Source organism: Microcoleus sp. MON1_C1 (assembly GCF_036701945.1).
Lineage (GTDB): Bacteria > Cyanobacteriota > Cyanobacteriia > Cyanobacteriales > Microcoleaceae > Microcoleus.
The window spans coordinates 3,623-21,236 of record NZ_JAUBRO010000078.1 but is presented as its reverse complement, the minus strand read 5'-3'; the positions used below and the strand labels follow the sequence as shown (position 1 = coordinate 21,236).

General features: G+C 45.9%; 15 protein-coding genes and 2 pseudogenes. 4 read left to right on the top strand and 13 right to left on the bottom strand.

The features are described from left to right. Positions 1-65 precede the first annotated feature (65 nt). The 4 genes and pseudogenes from QUA62_RS27245 to QUA62_RS27230 all read right to left on the bottom strand — a co-directional run. Positions 66-794: pseudogene (locus tag QUA62_RS27245) on the bottom strand (ISL3 family transposase); the annotation flags it as partial. Between the two features lie 130 nt (positions 795-924). After that, positions 925-2,006: pseudogene (locus tag QUA62_RS27240) on the bottom strand (ISAs1 family transposase). Between the two features lie 471 nt (positions 2,007-2,477). Then, on the bottom strand, positions 2,478-3,266 hold the full coding sequence (locus QUA62_RS27235) for an SDR family oxidoreductase (protein ID WP_333407970.1): 789 nt from the start codon (positions 3,264-3,266) through the stop codon (positions 2,478-2,480). A 376-nt stretch (positions 3,267-3,642) separates the two neighbouring features. Continuing rightward, the gene (locus QUA62_RS27230) at positions 3,643-4,548 is read right to left on the bottom strand and encodes a nuclear transport factor 2 family protein (RefSeq protein WP_333407969.1); all 906 of its coding nucleotides are present in this window, start codon (positions 4,546-4,548) and stop codon (positions 3,643-3,645) included. Between the two features lie 221 nt (positions 4,549-4,769). Here QUA62_RS27230 and murG point away from each other — a divergent pair, with 221 nt between their 5' ends. Then, a complete protein-coding gene (murG, locus tag QUA62_RS27225) occupies positions 4,770-5,834 on the top strand; it encodes an undecaprenyldiphospho-muramoylpentapeptide beta-N-acetylglucosaminyltransferase (protein WP_333407968.1) in 1,065 nt (354 codons plus the stop codon). Positions 5,835-5,894: 60 nt separating this feature from the next. On the opposite strand, the gene ureG is transcribed toward murG, so the two are convergent. The 4 genes from ureG to QUA62_RS27205 form a co-directional block, all read right to left on the bottom strand. Next, on the bottom strand, positions 5,895-6,491 hold the full coding sequence (ureG, locus tag QUA62_RS27220; RefSeq protein WP_333407967.1) for an urease accessory protein UreG: 597 nt from the start codon (positions 6,489-6,491) through the stop codon (positions 5,895-5,897). Between the two features lie 37 nt (positions 6,492-6,528). Further along, on the bottom strand, positions 6,529-7,242 hold the full coding sequence (locus QUA62_RS27215; RefSeq protein WP_333407966.1) for an urease accessory protein UreF: 714 nt from the start codon (positions 7,240-7,242) through the stop codon (positions 6,529-6,531). 109 nt (positions 7,243-7,351) lie between these two features. Further along, entirely contained in the window at positions 7,352-7,789 is a 438-nt protein-coding gene (gene ureE, locus QUA62_RS27210; RefSeq protein WP_333407965.1) for an urease accessory protein UreE, read from the bottom strand. Positions 7,790-8,220: 431 nt separating this feature from the next. Further along, positions 8,221-8,712, bottom strand: a complete 492-nt coding sequence (locus QUA62_RS27205; protein ID WP_333284491.1) for a DUF4168 domain-containing protein — start codon at positions 8,710-8,712, stop codon at positions 8,221-8,223. 874 nt (positions 8,713-9,586) lie between these two features. On the opposite strand from QUA62_RS27205, the gene QUA62_RS27200 reads away from it, so the two are divergent. After that, positions 9,587-10,012, top strand: a complete 426-nt coding sequence (locus tag QUA62_RS27200) for a DoxX family protein (RefSeq protein WP_333407964.1) — start codon at positions 9,587-9,589, stop codon at positions 10,010-10,012. Continuing rightward, complete coding sequence (locus tag QUA62_RS27195; RefSeq protein WP_333407963.1) at positions 10,009-10,524, top strand: DUF4385 domain-containing protein; 516 nt, start codon at positions 10,009-10,011, stop codon at positions 10,522-10,524. Before QUA62_RS27200 ends, QUA62_RS27195 begins: the two co-directional genes overlap by 4 nt. A gap of 101 nt (positions 10,525-10,625) precedes the next feature. Here the strand turns inward: QUA62_RS27195 and QUA62_RS27190 are convergent, their stop codons facing one another. From QUA62_RS27190 to QUA62_RS27170, 5 genes are all read right to left on the bottom strand, one after another. Then, positions 10,626-11,093, bottom strand: a complete 468-nt coding sequence (locus tag QUA62_RS27190; protein ID WP_006634375.1) for a regulatory protein RecX — start codon at positions 11,091-11,093, stop codon at positions 10,626-10,628. A 90-nt stretch (positions 11,094-11,183) separates the two neighbouring features. Continuing rightward, positions 11,184-11,594, bottom strand: a complete 411-nt coding sequence (locus QUA62_RS27185; RefSeq protein ID WP_015177612.1) for an AbrB family transcriptional regulator — start codon at positions 11,592-11,594, stop codon at positions 11,184-11,186. A gap of 1,396 nt (positions 11,595-12,990) precedes the next feature. After that, positions 12,991-13,179: a hypothetical protein gene (locus QUA62_RS27180; RefSeq protein ID WP_333407962.1), complete on the bottom strand. Its 189-nt coding sequence runs from the start codon at positions 13,177-13,179 to the stop codon at positions 12,991-12,993. A 37-nt stretch (positions 13,180-13,216) separates the two neighbouring features. After that, the gene (locus QUA62_RS27175) at positions 13,217-14,917 is read right to left on the bottom strand and encodes a CHAT domain-containing protein (RefSeq protein ID WP_190733588.1); all 1,701 of its coding nucleotides are present in this window, start codon (positions 14,915-14,917) and stop codon (positions 13,217-13,219) included. Between the two features lie 4 nt (positions 14,918-14,921). Continuing rightward, positions 14,922-15,176, bottom strand: a complete 255-nt coding sequence (locus QUA62_RS27170; RefSeq protein WP_006634372.1) for a hypothetical protein — start codon at positions 15,174-15,176, stop codon at positions 14,922-14,924. A 1,418-nt stretch (positions 15,177-16,594) separates the two neighbouring features. On the opposite strand from QUA62_RS27170, the gene QUA62_RS27165 reads away from it, so the two are divergent. Next, the coding region (locus QUA62_RS27165) for a calcium-binding protein (protein ID WP_333407961.1) at positions 16,595-17,614 on the top strand (1,020 nt) is incomplete at its 3' end.

Below are 17,614 nucleotides of genomic sequence, written 5' to 3'. Positions count from 1 at the left end.
TTACTTGAACGGCTTAATTGGTAATCAGCGAAAAGCAGCTTGAGTATAATTACTCACTACAAAAGTGACATGCTCCCAAATCGGTCGGCGACCACCTGAGCATTTGGCATCAAGTCTCTCACTACATTTCTGTAACCTTTCCACAAATCTATACTCACTTCTTCTATTTGCTCTAATACCTCTTTGCCCCATCCGAGCAGGACTGCCCTAATTTCTTCTTGTTTCCTTCCTGCCAATATCCCGATTAGCTTAGACTTCTCTAAATCTATTAATACTGCACAGTAATTGCCTTTTCCTTTAATTACAGCTATTTCATCTATCCCTAATCTCTTCAACTCACTCGGCTTGGCTTTCAAGTATTCTTTCGATGCGTCTTTTAACATCCTTTCTATTTCTTCTGTTGTCACCACCCCTTTTTTCGCTACGCTGTGGATATCGTTCTCTAACACTTCTTGAATTATTGCTCTTGCTAGCCGTTTCGTATAGGTTCTTCTTTTTGTGACCAACTCCAACTCTTCACTAAATGGCTTTCCATATTTTTCACATTTAAACTGTCGTCTGTTGATTTCTAAAAATACAACGTTCTCTCCCCAAGGTAAATCTTTGACGCTAGTTCGATGATTTTGATGTAATCTCTGACTTTTTTTTCCACAACGTGGACAGTTACTCTCCTTACCGATTCGTTCCACCTGTAAAATTATTCCAATCCCTTCATGCTGGCGATGTGAGATTACTTTTATTCCTTCTATATTCAACAGCTTTGTTAAAAACTTTATCTCATTTTTCGTTCTCATGGCTGTTAAATCCACCTAACCCCTCTAGCTTGGGCTTATATTTAATAATAAATGAGCTTCCTCTGTCAACCCTGGTAATGACTCTACCAAATATTTTGCTAGCTTCATTTCTCTTTCTTTCCTGGCTTAGCTATTCATTTAGCATATTAACTACTGAAGAGCCATAATTATTGTCCATTGCCGCTCGATATCGCTTCATTTTTATACTTTGTTTAGAAGTTTTTTCTTGTTTCAGTAAATTTATTGCTAGCCGACGTAGAAGTGCAAAATTTTGGGGAGAGTTCTGTTTCCGAATCCGGCTTTCATCTTCACAAAATGTAACATCAAGCGTCCAATGTAAGCTATTTTTAATGCCCCAATGACTGCGGATCGCCCCAGCAATTCTCTCAGCATTACTGCTTAAACTACTCAAGTAAAAACGAGGTTCCGTGGTGGTTTTATTCCACAATCGTCGTTCACTAACTATCATGACAACTGTTTTTAATCCCCTCCATAATTCTTGATTATGCAGAGGTGGCAACTCGGATACATCCACAGTCCAGACTTGTCTTTTTTCCACTCGATGATGTCCAGCTTCTACTTGTTCATAATAATCATACTTTTTGCCTAAATAATCTGCTCTTTGTGCTACTTCAAACCACTCTTTCACGGCTTTGTATAGGAGTTTTTAATTTCCTTTTAAAGCTAAAATATCATCTCCTTTTTTCTTGATAATCAGAGATCTTATGTCTTTTTGACATCCCATAGCGTCTATAGTTATTACAGTCCCGGCAATTTTTAACATTTCTATTAATTCCGGAATTGCTGTTAGCTCATTAAATTTTTTATCGACTTTTTTTGCCCTAAAACTAATTGATGATATGAAGACCAGGCTGTAACTATATGTAGCGCTTTTTGCTGGTCATTTCGGTCATAAGATTGTTTCATTGTTTTGCCATCAATGGCAATCACGTTTAGTTCTAATTCCCCGACTATGGCATTTACCCAACTCAAAAAACATTCTTGAAACTGTTGTGGTTCAATTCGGGCAAATACCCGACTAAATGTGTCATGAGATGGTATACCATTCGGTAATTCTAGAAAGCTTTTCAACCATTCATATTTGGCGTTACCATAGGCTTCTATTGCCACCCATCCGTCTGCACCACTGATGATAGCTAGAATCGCAATCGCAATAATATCTTTGAGTAAATTTTCTTTACTTCTTTCTATTCTTGGGTCGTTCAAATTGGCAAAATTCTCTAAAAAACTGGCATTTAAAATATTCACTTCCTTCAATGAATCTGTTTGTTTTTGTTGGGAAGTTACAGCTTTACTAAAACCTCTTGCCATTGATAGCACCAATAAACTACAATAAACTACATTGAAATTTAGTCGGATTTAACTGTAGCATATTTTGGGTTCAAGTTAAGATGCGTTTACCCTGCGTGCGATCGCAAAAAAAAACCCAACCAAAATTGGTCGGGAGTTAATTAATCAGGGTGCATCTACTAATTTAATCTCCCGCCTCACAGCACCTCTTTCAGGACACTTTGGCAGAATTTAGGATAATTTGTGGCGAGGGCGTGCGATCACAAAAAAAACCCCGAACCAAAATTGGTCGGGAGTTAATTAATCAGGGTGCATCTACTAATTAACCTTCCTGAGAATTTGAGCGCAATCCGGACACTTACCACTAAAAACTCACAACTCTTTTCGGTGAACCAGAGTTGCACTAGCTTGATCTGTCGGAACTAGCAAGACTTCGCTAATATTGACATGGGGCGATCGCGTCGCGCAAAAATACACGACATCGGCTACATCGTCAGCAGTCAGCGGTGTCAATCCTTGATAGACATTTTTGGCTTTTTCTGCATCGCCGTGAAACCGCACATTGCTAAATTCTGTTTCCACCAAACCCGGCTCTATTTCCGTCACGCGCACGGGTGTTCCCAAAAGGTCTTGTTTCAACCCTTCGGAAATAGCTCTCACTGCTGCTTTGGAAGCGCAATAAACATTACCTTTCGGATAAGCTTGGCGGCCTGCTATTGAGCCGATATTCACTACGTGACCGCGGCCTCGGTTTACCATTCCAGGCACGATCGCGCGAGTCATGTAAAGCAAGCCTTTAACATTGGTATCAATCATTTCTTCCCAATCTTGGAAGTTGCCTTCGTGCAGTTTGTCTAAACCACGGCTCAATCCCGCATTGTTAATCAGAATATCGATGCTTTTCCAGGCATCGGGAAGCGCAGTTATCGCCGATTCCATTTGCGGGCGATCGCGCACGTCCAATTCGAGCAAATAAATCTCGTTCGCCGATGCGATGGATTTTGTTTCTACAAGTTCGTTGGCCAGTCGATCGAGCTTTTCAAGGCGGCGGGCTGCTAAAATTAGTTTGGCTCCTCCTTTGGCGAATATCTTGGCACAGGCTGCTCCGATACCGCTACTCGCACCTGTAATGAAAACAATTTGGTTTTGGATAGAAATCATTTTTTGTCAGTTGTTAGTTGACTGTTGGCTGTTGACTGTTTGTTGACTGTTTGTTGACTGTCGTCATTGGTTATTTGTTAGTTTCTTTATTTGTTAGTTGTTATTTGCTATAGCCTTTATCGCTATATAGCCATCCTAAATCATGTGTTAATTTCTTACTCCCTCCCCTTGATAAGGGGAGGGTTGGGGTAGGGTCAAAAATTTACGACTCCTGCAAGGATTGCTATAGTGAGGTATGTTTAATTCCTTTAATGAGATTTTTTATCTTCAAATATGTACCTCGTGTGACTAATAACCGCTATACAACTTACTAATCACCAATCACCCATTACCCATGCCCCATGCCCCATGCCCCATGCCCATAACACCTATTTTATTATTTGACAACCCGCAATCGCACACTAACGGTTGCAATTCCGCCTTGTCGCATCAAAACTGCTGAAACCCACCGATTTTCGGGCGTAGCCGGAGCTTTACCTACTTTAAAAATTCCCCCGGAATTTAACAACTCCAGCTCGACTTCTGAGGGATTAAAAAAGGTTTTTTCGCTAATGGGTTCCTCCAAAACAGTCCCTATTAAAATATCATCGCCGATCGGCTCTCGCACAATGGCATCAAAATGGTACTCTTCGCCCACCTTAACTTGATCCGGAAAATTCACTTGAATTGTGGGAGGATTTTGCCCTGAACTAAGCTGAGTTTGTTCTGCTAAAATCTCTTGACTAACTATTTTTTCACCTTCAAAGCGCTGCTGGGAACGGATGGTAGCTTTGAGAGTTAATTCTCTGCCATCCTTTTTTTGAGTGCCGGAAATTGTAGTTATGGTTTCTGCGAGAATCGCGCTACCTTCGCTTTTCCAAGATTGGATCTCGGTGCGGTAATTTAAACTCGGATATCGATTCCAGAGTTGGGTGAGGGCTTTGGCCATGCTTTGGCTGTTTAAGCCGTCAGAATGAGTGAAATTCGGGCTGTAAAAGGCCATGACTGCTTTGACATCGCGCCGGTTGGCCGCTGCGTCAATTTCTGTTAGCACTTTTGTGAGTGGCGCAGGCGCATTTGCAGGGGTTTGGGCGATCGTTCGGGGAGTCGCCGCGATCGCACCGATCGCTCTTGCCGCACTAGGATGCAGCACGCCAGCACTTACCACTGTTAAACATAACAACATTTGAGCGATCGACTGCCCGCAGTTAAAGCCAAAAACGATCGCGCGATCGGGTTTTTTGTCCCGACGGCTGGAAAAATACTGAGATGCACTTGGCACTAAATTCAAAAAATTACGCATTAGATGATAATTTGGTTATTTGTCAGGGGTCGTAGCTTGGGCAACTGTTCGCCTGCAACGAAAACTGACAACGGAAGCAGGGACACGGCACAATCTAATTTTAGATGGCTGATTCAAAATTGGCTGAAACTGCCGGAATAATAAGCATAATAATCTAAAACCTCAAATATAAAATTGATCGACCTGTGGAACTTGTACTTGTAAAAAAAGAAACAAATACCTTGACAAAAGCCCCCCTCCGGTTGTTGGTTGCAGCTAGCGGCACTGGTGGACATTTATTTCCCGCCATCGCCACCGCTGGGCAGTTGAACGACTGTCAGATCGAATGGCTAGGAGTCCCAGACCGCATGGAAACCCAGTTAGTTTCATCCCTTTACCCCCTCCACACGATCGCCGTTGAAGGCTTTCAGCAGGGATTTGGGCTCGGTACACTGCGAATTTTGGGCGGACTCGCCGGCTCGATCCTTCAGGTGCGGAAGTTGCTCAAAGCGGGAAATTTTCAGGGAGTCTTTACTACCGGCGGTTACATCGCAGCACCGGCAATTCTAGCGGCCCGTTCTTTGGGTTTGCCGGTAATTCTCCACGAATCTAATGCAATTCCCGGGAAGGTGACGCGCTGGTTTAGTCCTTTGTGCACTGCTGTGGCGATCGGATTTGAAGCAGCAGCCCAGCATTTACCCGGCGCGAAAACCGTAGTTGCTGGTACACCCGTGCGATCGCAATTCCTCGCCCGCCAACCTCTAAATTTGCCAATTCCTGACAGTGTACCTGTAATTTTAGTTATGGGCGGCTCTCAAGGTGCTGTCGCAGTCAATAAGTTAGTGCGCGAGTGTGCTCCTGCTTGGTTTGATGCCGGTGCTTGGGTGGTTCACCTCACCGGAAATAATGACCCGGATGCTGAAAGTTTGAAACACGAGCAATATTTGTCAATGCCATTTTACGACAATGTGGCGAGTTTGTTGCAGCGAGCAAATTTAGCAATTAGTCGATCGGGCGCGAGTGCTCTGACAGAATTAGCAGTGACGGGAGTACCTTCTATTTTAATTCCTTTTCCTCACGCCGCTGACGACCACCAAAGATTTAATGCGGAAGTATTTGCTAAAGCCGGCGCCGCCGTGGTATTCCGTCAAAGCGAACTGACAGCAGATGTGTTGCAAAGCAAAGTGTTGTATTTGTTAAGAGATTCCGACTATTTGGAAAAAATGTCTCAAGCAGCTTCTGAATTAGCAGTGAGAGACAGTACAGAACGTTTGGCTAATTTGGTCAAACAATTGGTAGTGAGGTGATATTTTTTAGGGGTTTTAACCGCAGATGAAGGCAGATGAACGCAGATGAAGACTGATGTTTTACGCGATATGGGAGCGGATGAAATTAACTACTGATTCCAATCCTTCTTTAGTCTTCAAGTTAGTAAAAACAAAAGGTTTATCGCCTCGCATTTTTTTAGCGTCCCGTTCCATCACGCCCAAATCTGCTCCCACAAAAGGGGCGAGGTCTGTTTTATTAATTACCAACATATCAGATTTAGTAATTCCTGGCCCGCCTTTACGCGGAATTTTATCGCCTGCTGCAACATCGATTACGTAAATTGTCAAATCCACCAACTCCGGGCTAAAAGTTGCCGCCAAGTTATCGCCGCCGCTTTCTACAAAGACTAAATCTAAATCAGTGAATTTATGCTCTAACTCTTCTATAGCTACTAAGTTAATGGAAGCATCTTCGCGGATGGCTGTGTGGGGACAGCCTCCCGTTTCTACGCCCAAAATTCGATCGCTCTCCAAAGCTTGACTGCGAACCAAAAACTGGGCATCTTCCTGAGTATAGATATCATTAGTAACTACAGCAATCTGGTATTGCTGCCGCAGCGCCTTGCACAAAGCATCCAGTAAAGCAGTTTTTCCCGAACCAACCGGCCCAGCAATTCCTAGACGAAAAGCACCCATAGCGATTTTAGATTTTAGATTTTAGATTTTCTGATTTTCAACTCCGAAATAACCGAGTGTACTGAGTTTCGTGCGCCATACTAGCTAGGGCTAACCCCCAACTGCAACTAGCAATCTCATCATCTTCTAATTTTAAAACTTCTTGGGCAGTACAGCTAATTTGAGACTGCAAATCTAACAGTAACTGTTGACCGGCTGTTTGACCGAGGGGAATCAGTTTCACGCCCGCACTCGCCAAATTGGCAGCCCAACTGTACAAATATCCTAACACGGCCGCTTCCTCTTCTATCTGCCAGTTGGCGGCGGCAATGCCAAAGCCGATCGCAAAATTGCACTGATTGCTGGCAGATTCCACAAATTCTTTTACAATTGTTGTTAAGCCAGAAGCAACGGGCGATTCCCTGCGGGATAGCTTCACTTCACGCAAATCCAGCAGCAACCTGACCAAAGTCCGCCCCATTTGCCAACTTTGCAAGCGCAACTCTTCTGTTTCCTTAGTAGCAGTCGCCCAAGCATTCCAGTAATTCAAAGCAGTCAAATCCCCTATCTTTGCCGCCCTCAAAGCCCTTACCACCACAGCGGCTTCTACTCGAACAGCCCCGAATTGCAGCGAATTTTCTAACCAATTTTTCAAAGTAATCTCGCTGTCGATCGCACCGGTTTCTACGAGACTTTCGATTCCCTCTGAATAACTATAAGCTCCCACAGGTGCAAAAGCTAGCTGTAACAAACATAAAAGTTGATTGTTCACTGTTGACTGTTGACTGTTGACTGTTGACTTCTTCCTTCTTGAATGACCGAAACTAATTTGGTTATAAGCCCTCTGATTCCAAGGTGGGAGTAAATCTAAAATCTAAAATCTAATGGCTGTGCCCGTAAGCGCCCATTTCCGGCTGAAACGGCACAATTTCCTCTGTTACTTCCAAACCCATTTTTTCTAGCATTCCCTGCAATACAGAGTCGGGAGAAAGCCTTAAATAATTATCGGCAATTTCTAAAGCTACGTGACGGTTTCCTAAATGATAAGCCGCCCGCATCAGTAACAGCGGACTTGATGCCCGCGCTGTCAGCACCGGTTCGGGTTTTGCACTTACCAGTACCAAACAGCTACCGTCTTCCGACTGCAATAAATCTCGATCGCGCAGTACCGTACCTCTGGGCAAACTCAGGTGCAGCTTTTCCCCCGTCTCCGTCTCGAATCGGTGACGGCTGCGAGTGCGATCGTCCGATGTCATTTGTAAAGTAAAGCTGACAATAGCATCGGGATTTGCAGGTAAATGTTTTGTGAAGGTTAGCATTTTTATATTCTATTCCTCAGAGCAATTCACTTGAACTTGAGTTTTTGAGGAATATCTTTTTTATAGCCGAAGGAATAAGGAAGACTGAAGTTCCAATCTTCAGCTCATGTTTCAGAAATTAAAAACGTCTTAATCGTGTTGGCGATCGCTATATCTCATTCCAATTTACAGCAAGTTGAAAAATATTCATCTCTCTGACCGCTCCCGCTCTGGTCTCATTACCAAATTTATGTTATTTTGTCAAGCACTTAATCACAGACGATCGCTTTTTTTTCAAAAAATTTTGCCTACCGTCTAGGAACTCGAACAATTTAAATCTCCAATATATTGTTGGGGGGAGGTAGCGGTTAGGCATCCTGCCTGCCCTTAACAAGCTTTTATGGAGAAGTCTAATACGAACGGGAGAGGAAGAAAGACTCAAACCATCAAGCTTATTGATTGCCCGCTTGTTGCAGTCGCAGGAGCTCGGCTTGAATTCGCTGTTTGACTGCCGGGTCCGCTTGCTGGAGCAAAGTAAGCTGGTTGAAGCGACTAACTGTCAAACCATAGGTTTCGATAGCTTTTTTAGCTTGTTGGCAGTAATTCACGGCGATGCCACGAAAATTTCCAGACAGCCTATTAATTTCCTGAGTTTCATTGCACACTACTCTGGGAACCGAGCCTCCAGCCATTCTTTTAATTTCGTTATAAGCTTCCACCCGTCTGGGTTCTATTGCCAACACAGCGCGAGCGTAGCTAGTAATTTCTTCGCTGCTAATTTCTTGAGCTTGGGCTGCAGCTCCGAAAACGAGGTTTGGGGATTGTGTGTACAAACCGGGCGCCCATCCGCTAGCTAAAGCTGCAGCAGAAAAGATGCCAAGCAACAGCGATTGTCGCAGCATCCGGTTTATGCCAAATTTAGAGGTGTTTATTGAGGTGTTCATGGTCGTCGGTGATTGATTGCGTGTAGATAAAAATGACACAGCGCTTGGAGGCTCAATCTTTTTGAATAATGTGGTGGCTAAAAAGTTCCTGCCGTTGGTGACTATTTTGAATTCCAGCAGGATGGTTAGGGAGTTGCTACGACGATCGGCTTTTTAGCAAATTCAATAATTTCATTCATTATAACATCTGTGGGAAGTTGACAAAACCCTTACTTTAGAGGGTAATTTTAATTACAGAGCGTTCTGGAATTGCCTCTCCCAATAATTCTCAAAGCGCCAATCTTAAATAATTCTAAAAGTTCTTGACAAATTACTCGCATTATTTAGTCTCATCCAGGTACGCGCGAGCGAAGCTATCCCGAATGCGCGTGCCTTCGGTGAAGGGTAGGAAATCGCCTGCAAGGCAAGGTCAAAAGTAACAGTAATCGCACTCATCAATTCCCGCGAGGATTTATTTAATGTTAGGCTGTGGCCCATTTGTCAATCGAGAAAATCCCCCGCTGGTTTGGCCGCTAACGCAGCCAGAGCCGGAACAAAAATCCTGTTTTACTACCCGAAGATAGAGACAGCAGCAGGGAACTAGACATTAAAATCTTGTTATCAAAATGCGCGCTATCTGTTTTTGGCAGTCAACGCCCAGACCTGCGATTCCAGTTCTCGCTACCTCCAGTTTGGGGCTGTGAAAACTTGTCTGGGAGTTACCCAGAAACCAGGTTTTTCTACGCAATAAAATCGTTACAGCCACCAGCAAGAGCAGACAAACCCGGAAAGCTGGAATTTTTGGATGTCAGTTTTATGGCCCTCTAGATCCCAGACAGCGTAATTTGGCAAGCCTTATCGCAGCAATTTAACAATTATTAATTACCCATTGCCCATGAAAAGTCAAAAAGAAATTTGGCGAGTTATCCTCGCAGTAGCTATGAGTATTGTAGGCGTGCTGCACTTTGCAGTGCCGACACCTTTTATCCGAATCGTGCCGCCCCAGCTTCCTTACCCAGAAGCCTTGGTTTATATCAGCGGTTTTTTCGAGATTTTGGGTGGCATTGGGCTGTTAGTTCCTCCTGTCAGCAGGGCGGCGGCATGGGGATTAATTGCCTTGTTTATTGCCGTGTTTCCAGCTAATATCAATCAAGCCGTCAACAACATTCCGATAGAAGGGATTCCCCACAACCAATTACTGTATTGGTTCAGGCTGCCTTTTCAAGCTGTCTTCATTGCTTGGGCCTGGGTTTATACCCAACCAGACGAAGGTAAACCCCGGGCTTCTATAGTTCCAGATAGAACAGAAAATGCCCAATGAAGCAGTTCGACTACTCTTTGGATTTTAAGAACATCGACTTTCGACAGCACCCGGAACTTTATCGCGTAGGGAAAGGAGAACAGGGAGTGCTGTTGGTGGAACCCTACAAAGGAGAAATTCTGCCTTTCTGGAGATTTAAGACTCCTGAAATTGCCAGAGAGTCCAGCAGCAAAATTTACTCCTTGTTTTTAGAGTATCTCGATCGCGAAGATTTTGTGGGAGCCGACATGGCCCGCAAGTTCTTGCAGATGGGGTATACTCGATCGCGTCGCTACGCCAACCACAAAAGCGGTCGAAAATACCAGCAAAACCCTCAGAAGCTGAAGTCTGTTGCAGAGCAAACCGCTGCTCGAAAAGATATTTTGCCGCTACAAGCAGATCCGGTGAAAGCAGAATCCGCCGCCATTTTTCACGAAAAATGGATGCTGGCCAAAATCAACGAGAAATATCTCGAGCTTTTAGCCAGACACCGGCAGATCTACGAATCTTATTTAGTCAACGCTGAGGATTGACATACATTTACAAAAACTCAGAACTTACACTTTAGCCCCGTCGGCAGCAGTGTAGTTGTGCTTGCCTATCTGGGCCGCACCTATTTGCGTGGCCCTACTATTTACTCGTCATCTTCTTCTGTTTGCCACTGCCGCCAAATTTCAAATGCATTAAAGCCCCTGTATTGCAGGTAATTCAAGACTTTGCCCTTGGTTTTCGGATCTGCTTTACCCCAAGTATCGATCTTGTATTTCCGCATGACTTTGGCTTTTAATTCGGCCAGTTTTTCTGCTTCGGAGTCCTGATTTTCGGCAATTTCTTCTTCCCAGACTTGCTCGAACAAATCGTTGGTAATTCCTTTTTGCAGGCATTTGCGCTTGATGGCCGACTTCCCGTATTTGCCTGCTGCAGAGGCGATCGAGTTTGCCACCAAGCGAGTGTCGGACTGATAGCCGCGGTCTTGAATTTGCGCGATCGCCTCCAATATTTCCTCATTGCCAAAACCTTTCTCTTGCCCCTTTTTGCGAAGTTCAGAGGCACTGTAGTCTTTGCGGGACAAGAGAAAATAGAAATAGTCAAGACAGCTCATCAGTTCCATCGAAGGGTGGCGCGCAAATACTCGTGTAGCGAATGCCAAATCCAGTCGCCTTGCTATCGGCTGACTGCCTCGCGATCGCCTCTATTCTTCTGTATCCTCCTCTTCATCATCCAATTCCACATCCGGTCTGTCCACATCGATCTGAATCAAGCGAATGTGCTTGTATCCGAGCTTAATTTCAAACTCGTCTCCCGGCTTTAATCCCATTTCTTGGGTATAATTTGCCCCGATCACGATCGAACCATTCTTGTGAACGCTAGCTCGATAACTCGCTTCTCGCCCGCGTCCGTCTGCTTTCGACTTCTCTAGCTCAATGCCCTTAGCAGCTAACACTGCATCGTAAAACTCAGCCAGATTAATCCGGGTTTCTCCACTTTTGCTGACAGTGAAGTAGCCGCAAAGCTTTGCAAGTTCTCTGCGCGGCAAATCACTGCCTTTGATTTTTTGAAGCAGACCTTTTCCTGTTAAGGGTGCTGTAGCTGTTTCTGCCATTGACCGTACCTCGCTTATTGGACTTTACTTATATCAATTACAACACATTAGATTAACTTTGTTTCACTGTCAATACTAAGAATTCTGAATATTAAGATTCTGGATAAATTTTTGCCGCCTCAAGACCGGGGGTGCAAGTAAGGATGCTCGAAGGGCGATCAATTTGCTCCTCGCGGCCCAAATGCTTGTGTAAGCCTCTGAGCGATCGCGCGGGGAATTATTGTCGCAAATTAAATGCTTTACTTTGTTACAGTAAAGTCTGTTCCCTGCATTCACCAATCCCCGATCGAGTCTGTGGTCAAGGTAAAAACAAGACAGCCATGAATCGAAATACCTAGAGCGCGGCCGCTGCAAATCTGCCGACAGCATTTACCGGCCGGGGTTAACTTTTACCTCAACAAGGGGAGGCAGCACTTGTTCTCGATGCCCCTGCCAGCTACTTGCAAAATCACTTTACAAAAAGAATCCAACTGTAGCCCCGTACTCCAAACCCTTATGGAATAAGTCATTCCCAATTCTTCAATCTAAAATCTAAAATCTAAAATCTAAAATAGTATAAACCCTATTTTTCGGGCGGGAAATCCCCTCAAAACCCCAAATACCAACGAGCAATCTTCTATTAAGGTGTTGGGCATATAACTTGCACAGAACGCAGTCTGGGGAAGGCAATCCGGTAAAAATTGAAGGAAATTTCACCTCTTCGGTAAACGGGTTTAAGCTAAAACCCGACTCAATGGGCGCGGCGGCAGAAACATCCGGCAGCCACTAAGAGGGGAATAGTTTGGATCGGGCGAGATTGCTTCGCGACTCTTAACACTTCGCCAGGAATCAGTAGATGTCTAGGGGGAACTCGGGAAAATCTTCCTCCTACGGCCACAAGCCAGAGAACTTGAGGTTATTTCCACAGGGGAATTGAAAAAGACCGAGTTAAATGCACAACCGCTTAAATGTTTGATGCACTAAAAATTATCAGCGGTTCCCGACATGGAGTTTCGATGGAAATATATTGGTTTCCACTCGTGGCCTGTAAACTGCCAGACTCTCAAAATTTATCCACCAACTGGAGGGGCGCGTCAAACTCACAGCCACTTCCATAATTAATTATTGTGAAATATACCAACCGCACTGACGGTGAGGACGTTCTTAATTGTTGCAACTCTGGCTTTTATGGTCTTGTGCGGAATGACGAATGCTCCTGCTGCCGAATCAGCCCGCCCAAAAACGCATATAAGCCACCGACTCCTGTCGTGGAGAGATCAAAATTTTAGACTCTTGTTCAAGCTTCCAGATTCATCTGTGGAGTAAATCTAAAATCTCAAATCCTTCGACTCCGGGCTCAAGCCGAAGTCGAAAATCTACAATCGACTGACGAATTCTATATCAAGCAGTCCCGGACTTACTCTCTCGACGAGAAACCCGGTTTCTTCCTAGATGCTTGGTTGCGCTGCTGCTTATTTTCGGTAAAAACCGGCTTGATGAAGGTAAGTCCGACATTCGATCGAGCAGCATACTTTCGATCGCTTTTCCACCGGCAGCCGATCGCGAACGGCCAGCAAAAACCCCACCCAGTTTGGAGCCAGACCAAGAGGGTGTAAATTCCGCATAGCAGTGGGCGATCGCTTTTAGTGACGTTGTTGCAGGTAATTTTGCGACAGGGGAGTCCGTACCGCCGGTAGTAACTCTTCAGGTTTCGTGTCCCGCTGGTGCGAGTAGCGCCACCCGAAAAAGCCAGCACTCAAAGCAACGGGCAATAAGCAAAGCATTAGGGCGACAGATGTTTTCAACCCCGGTTTTTTTAACGGTTTCTGAGTCGGTGCAGCGGCGCGAGTTGCTTGGATCGCCGAAGACTCAGAATTAGGAATAGAGGACGGCGAAGCCGTCGGTGAGTTCGGTGAATTAGTGGCATCGAATCGATCGTTCTGGTGAACCCAATCCCTGCGATCTTTTAATTGGTCGGGAAAATATTCCCAGACTTCGCCGTCAGAACTGTCTGACTCATGCGATCGATTGGCTGGGATTGGCGGGTATTGGGCGATCGCCGAGAGTGAAGGTGGCGCACTCCATTCTGTACCCGCCAGAGCCGGCGGCGTTCCCGACGCGATTATTTGCACCCGAGACCCGGATGTCGCGCTGTGGGCTGGGCCACCGATCAGATAGCCGTCAAAGTCCGGGTGCTGGTAGAGAATGGGCAAAGCCCAGTATAGCTGGTGAGAACCGTAGGCAGAAATTAGCCCAGCTCTGGCCCGGCTCAGGCTCAGATCGACTGGATAGCCTTGATTGAGGTTGCGGTAAAACAACCGCGTCAGAGTTAGGGCTACATCGTCGGGGATGCTTTCTGCCATTGCTAGCACTGCCGGAATGCCCCGCTTCACTAGAGCTTCGGTTAAGTTCCGTTCCGGGCTGTCGTCCGCGAGGTCTGAGGGATCGCCGTAGGCGCCGCGGCAGGAGTTGAACACGGCCATCTGAATACCGTTGTTAACAAGCAATCCAGCTAAGTCGTCGCCACTCAAGGTTTCGGTTAAGCCGGTGCGGCTGCTGACTAGGTAGAGTTCGCCACCTCTGGAACCTAAGTTGCTGTGGCCTGCGTAGTGCAGGACTTGGTAGTGCCCTTGTTCTAGGGCTTGGGTAAGTTGTTCTCGATCGGGCTGTTCGAGAATAGTCAGTTGAATTTCCGGAGAATGCGGGCTGTTTTTGAGAGGATTAGCGCTGCGGTTTTGGAGTTCTTGTTGCAGGTGGAGCACTTCTCGCTTGAGCTGCAAGCTGTCTCGATCGCTCGGAGAGGCGATCGCCATTAAAATTTTTAGTGGCCCGCTACTAGGCACTATCCGGGTTTGTTTGAACAAACTTGTACCTGGTTGGTAGCGAGAAAACACGACATCGGTGCCGGTTGCCAAAGGGCGATCGCCGGCGTGCAGAACTTCCCACGGCAGCCGCGGCAAGCGCCGGCCTTTGAGTCCGAGTCGCAGTTGCAGCACTTCTCGGCGGTGCTGGGCGATGCCTTGAGCGCAAGTCCAGCTATCGCGCAAGTTTCCTTGAAACAGCCCGCTGTATAATTGTTGCCCCAGGGCTACTAAATTGGGCGCTGAGTTGTTTCCCGAACGGGAGAGGCCGCGACCAGCCAAATTGCTTCCCTGTACTACTTTTCCCTGGAGCAAGCCCACCAGCGGGTCGTTCATCAGTTGAGCAGACAGTGCAAGCCATTCGTCGATCGGCCAGCGGACTTGTTGTTCGGCTAAGGGTACACCGGGTGCAACCCTTTCTGTCCGCACTAGATATTCGTCGTCCCCAACAGGGGTGACTGAGAGTTGAAATTCCTGGCTCACGGATTTAGCGCCCTCCCGCCTTAATTCTGAATTTGCCTGCGTTTTTGTGGCTAGCAATAGCACTCGGCAACATATTTTTTACTCTTTCTATCAAAGTTTCTGAATGCGCTTCCCCCGATCGGGCGATCGCTAGGGTCATATATATTTGTTCAAACACTTTGAGAATATAAAAGTTGTACTTTAATAACAGTTTATTAGTTTTGATTGCCCTGTGGCTCGGTGAAAGCCGAATTTTCTCCAATCTTCCTATCTTTAACATTTTGCACCTCTACCGCAGACCCCTTTAGATTCGTCGTGAACTTGAGTTTCTCATTGCTGAGTAAAGTTAAATTGGAGGCACTTTACCAGGCGGATCTCTAGTTCTTATTAAAATTACTTCGGCTCACGCCAACCGGTTTCAGGGCAATATCGCAGGCAAAGTTGAGTATTTTATTTTTTTTGCCGATCGGTCAAGCGGTCTTTACCGCTTATCCTGTACCACCAACCCCCCATGTGTAATCTTGATTTTGTGTCAATTAATTAATTGGTCAGCCCTGGGTTCTCATCCGTAAGCCCTCCGCCCTCATCCTTAAGACCTCAGTGGCGATCGGTAATCAATAGTTGACCGTCGATAATTGCTAATAACTTATTGCTAATTTACCGCTTTTATGATATAGGAAACTTTTTATTTAACTCTCTTAATTTAGTTAAAGTTAAACAGCAAAAATAAACGTAAGCAGCCAAGAACTCTCAACAATACAACGGCAATCAAATTATTCCGGTACTCTCAAGCAACCATCATTTTTGGCATCTAGAGGATTACACCTCATCAGGCCGGTTTCTCGGAGAATTATTTGATTTGGTAGCGAAGCCTCTACAAAACAATAGGGTTTCGCAGCCTCGCCGTGGGTCATTCCCGCTCAAAATGCCGATCGAGCTTGCAACTTGCACCAAAAACGACTTCTGTCCTATACCATTTATTGACCCATTAGACAATCTGTATTGAGATAGAGATATTTTTGCCTAACTCTTAGTATTGATCCGAAAAAAAATTTTTTTCTCAGTTCGCGAGGTTTCCTCGAATCGAGAGAAAATTGTGCAACCAAAAATTAGAACAAATATTTACCCGGGCGAATTATCTAAATTTCTAATTACTCATCGGGAACTAAAATTAGAAGCGTCCAGTCGTTTAGTCAAGAGATTCAAATCCTAAGTCAGGGAAGGATTTGTCAAAGCTGGGAGTGTTAGAAAAATTCAATGCACTCAGCCGAGCTCGCAACAAAAGCAAGGGTAAAATTTTGGGGATACAGGTTTTGGGTAGTTATTTGGGAGTTGTAAGTTGCGAGTTTAAATTCAGCTATTTCACTGTAGAAATTACGTAGAAAATCTACAATCAAGAGCCCTTCGGCGCAGCTTACTGTAGAAACTACGGAGAACATCTAAACAGCTCGGCGCTTCGGCGCAGCGCTTACGGTGTAGGTGGCGGATCAATTAATTTTGGTTCGCAATGGCAGAAGATAAAACTCGCAACACAGTAAAGAAAACCCTTGCAGTTTAAGTGGCATCTATAATAGTAAAGATGAGGAGAGCAGCTCCTCTAGTAGGCGAAAGTATGAAGTTAGATTTTTTCTTCTGCTGCCTCCTGCTTAGTGATAAAGTGATTGTAAGAAGCTTACCATTCTTTGGGAAATATCAACGATGGAAGAACGATTGGCGTTAGAAAATAAATCGGGAACACTTTTTCCCAAGCCAGATGAAACACAAAATCCTGTCAGGGGTTTAAACAATAACACCCCTAAAATTTCCGCTGAGAAAGCGATTGAGGAAGCGATCGCAAGAGAGCTTGGCACCTTGGCCGATAACGACCAAGTTACGACACCCGAAGAAGGTGCGGGCGACGACGATGATGACAGCGGCATCGCTTTCCAGACTTTGGGAGGTACTGATGACAATGACATAGATGATGGCAACGGCATCGACGATCGCCGTCGAACCCTATTGGGTACTGATGACGATGACGTAATTGTCCCCACGGACGCTAACGAGGAGATATACGGCAAAAAAGGCAAAGACAAAATAATCAAAGGAAACGGCCGCAACAAACGTAGAATCTACGCTGGTAAAGATGACGACGATTGCGAGGGCGGCGATAACGACGATGAAATAAGAGGCGATCGTAACAACGACAAGGTTAAGGGCGGCAAAGGCAACGACACCCTTAACGGCGGTAAAGACAACGATACCGTGATGGGCGACAGCGGCAACGACATCTGCAAAGGCGATGACGGCGACGACTGGGTACACGGCAACGAAGGAAATGATGACGTTGACGGCGGCGCCGGCAACGATACCGTCTATGGCGGCAAAGGCGACGACAAGTGCGAGGGCGGCGAAGGCAACGATACCGTCAGGGGCGACACAGGCAAGGACAACGTTAGCGGTGGCGACGGCAACGATACCGTTAACGGCGGCAAAGATAACGATACTGTAATCGGCGGTGGCGGCAGCGACCTTTGCAATGGCGACGATGGCAACGACAACGTTAGCGGCGGCATCGGTAACGATACCGTGATCGGCGGTGGCGGCAGCGACAACGTTAGCGGCGACGACGGCGACGACAGCGTTAGCGGCGGCACCGGCGACGATACCGTGATCGGCGGTGGCGGCAGCGACAACGTTAGCGGCGACGACGGCGACGACAGCGTTAGCGGCGGCACC